The organism is Shewanella colwelliana ATCC 39565 (assembly GCF_000518705.1).
In the GTDB taxonomy this organism is placed as follows: domain Bacteria; phylum Pseudomonadota; class Gammaproteobacteria; order Enterobacterales; family Shewanellaceae; genus Shewanella; species Shewanella colwelliana.
Genome location: NZ_JAEC01000053.1, coordinates 1 through 2730, shown reverse-complemented (window position 1 = coordinate 2730; position 2730 = coordinate 1). Strand labels below are relative to the sequence as shown.

Annotated in this window: 3 protein-coding genes; all 3 read left to right on the top strand. The window is 46.0% G+C overall.

Going from position 1 to position 2730, the window contains the following annotated elements:
- The coding region (locus L876_RS22970; protein WP_037429052.1) for a hypothetical protein at window positions 1-185 on the top strand (185 nt) is incomplete at its 5' end.
- The gene (locus L876_RS0116210) at window positions 182-2098 is read left to right on the top strand and encodes a hypothetical protein (RefSeq protein ID WP_028764754.1); all 1917 of its coding nucleotides are present in this window, start codon (window positions 182-184) and stop codon (window positions 2096-2098) included. The genes L876_RS22970 and L876_RS0116210, both read left to right, overlap by 4 nt.
- On the top strand, window positions 2095-2562 hold the full coding sequence (locus L876_RS0116205; protein WP_028764753.1) for a hypothetical protein: 468 nt from the start codon (window positions 2095-2097) through the stop codon (window positions 2560-2562). Before L876_RS0116210 ends, L876_RS0116205 begins: the two co-directional genes overlap by 4 nt.
- The last annotated feature ends 168 nt before the right edge of the window (window positions 2563-2730 follow it).

Sequence of the window (2730 nt, the reverse complement as noted above, 5' to 3'; positions counted from 1 at the left end):
CTTATAACAGTTATCCGTCAGAAAAATTCAGCGTAACTGAAAATAAAACTGAGCTCATTCTTGAGAAACTCCGAGCTAAAGCACCGGGCGCTTACAATGAGGCCGAAAAGATGAATCGAGAAGCACCACACCCACTATATAGCGATGATGAAGCAATTGATGACTTGATGAGAATTTATGGATGAATGCACTCTACTCTTTTCCTTTACGCCCCTATCCTACACGAGCACGTACTGTGGCCACCACCCACTTGAATGGCATGCCATGTAGTTATGTTGAAGACCCATCATGGGATTACCACGGTATGTTGGATGCCAAAGTGGGTGCAGTCTTAGAGGTAAGCTTTAAGCACATTAACGAGGCTGACCGTCTAGGTATTCAGTTCGCCACACATCTTATCATCCGTGGTAAGCAGGTTGGTATATCTTCAATTACTAACACCAGGAACGCATTGCAAATCATTGCTGAACTGCTCGGTAGTACCGACTGGAAGCAGATTGATCAGGAGACTCGTTATACCGAATTTCAAAAGGCATTTAAGGCAAGAAAACCAAGCCAAACGACGGTGGATCGTATTGTGGCTGGGCTACGAGACTTATGGCGGGTTGGGTTGATAACACGCTATGTTCAACCTGGTGATAAATTGATAAAAAAATGGGTGGCAGGTAAAAGGCGAGAGCAACACATCGCCCTGCCTGAAAGAATGGCCTGCAAACTGTTCGCTGCCGCCATAGAAATAGTTGAGCGTTATCACCCTCATAGACATGTTATCAGCGCTGCATATGATGCTTACCTACATGCAAAAAGTACCTATAAGGGTAAGGCCTTTGCCCGCGATGTCGGTAACGACATCTCGCATGATGTTCCATTTGACGATTTCTACCTTGAAGCCAAGGCTTTGTGTGCCTCCGAGATTCAGACAGCTTGTTGGCTTGTACTAATTGGCTTTAGCGGCGTGCGCGAGGCGGAAGGTAAGTCAATGAACCCAGCTAGTTATGATGAAAGCCGTTGTTACAAGGGGCGGGCAGTCCCATTACTGCATGGGCTAATCAGTAAGAATCAGCGCGCAGGAAAACCAATGGCTGAATCCTGGGTTACTCATCCCATTGCCAAGTTGGCATTAGAGCTCGCATACGATTCAAGTGAATTTGCTCGAAAACACTACCGTACCAAGTTGGAGGCGTTGCCGCCTAGCCCTAGACGTAATCGTCAATTAACTCAGCTTTCATCTGCATTTTTGGTATTGAGTACCTGTTTGCAAGAAAAACAGGTCGTCATGGGCAATACACAGGCCAAACTGCGTAAATTTGCCAAAAAATACGGTGTCCGCGCGTTGGCAGACGATGTCGTTGAGTTTGATGCCCTTAATCCAACCCGTAAGGGCCAACTTAAAGCGGGAGCTTTGCTTCCTAAACTGTCTAACCACGACTTTCGCCGTAGCTACGCTTGTTTTTTGATCCGCAACCGCTTGGGCAATTTGATGAGTTTGCGGGCGCAATATAAGCACGACAACCTCATGATGACCAATTGGTATCAGAATGGTACATCTATGGCTGCCGTACTTGATCTCAAGATGGATGCGGAATTGCAACAGATGATCCAGGAGGCAAACCTTGCAATCCACGAGAACACCTTATTTCATATTTTCAATGAGAGCGAGACACTGACAGGGTTCGAAGGTCGACGGATAATAGCCGAGCGCGAGAAGTATCAGGCCCAGTATCCTGGGCAGATCTATATGTCTCGGGAGGATATCCGTGCGATGCTGCGCACTAACAGCATTTCGGTAGTTGAGCACCCGACAGGCTACTGTTTTAATCCAGAATGTGACCGAATTTGTGCCAGCGACAAGTCCACGGAGACTTGCAAGCATGAGGTACTAACGCCAGAAAAAGTACTTGAAACCAAACTTCCTCGGCACCAGCGTTGGATTAGAAAATTCCGCGCCCTGAACTCTGGACGTTACTACATGGCAGCGATCCTAACGGACATCCTGACCGAAATTAAAGCCATCGAAAAAACCTTGAGCGAACATAATATCCCATTTGAGCCATTTGTTGACAAGGTTAAGACTGCGAGAGTCGGAGAGGCGCTATGAAAGTAAGTAAGACTCAAATCACTGAACAACGTCTACGCAATGCGCTTCGGCGCCTTCTAGATGGGCAGCCTGAAAGAACCAAAGCTGACGGTAAAATCAGCTTATTGCGAATTAACAAGGAAGCTGGATGTAGCCAAGGGTTGATTTATAAGTACCCCGAGGTGATTGCCGATGCAAGAGTCGCGATTAAGCATCATATAGCCAAGCAAAAGAGCCAAGTTGGGCTAGAAAGCCAATCAGCAGGGGTTGCTAAGGAAGCCCGCCTAAGGGCTGAGCGTGACAAGCAAGCTGAGCTAAAGCACCGTTACCGTGAGCAACGCGATAACTTTCAAGCATTGGCTGACGACACGGTAAAGCGAGAGAGTGCGTTGTTGTTCCGTTGTCATGAATTGCAATTAGAACTAAATCAGTATGATAGCTCTAAAATCGTTCTTTTACACGGAAAGACTGATGTGAAAGAATGAAAGCCTGCATTGCAAAAATTAATTACGTGGGTGGGGCAATTTTAATCTAGCGTTAACACTGGATAGGAAATGGTATTTCTTCAGTTAAGCTGTATTAGTTCAGACTAGATCTGATGCATCTACTTGAAAAAGTTTCAACTAAATTTAGGTAACAACACCAGTTTGAAC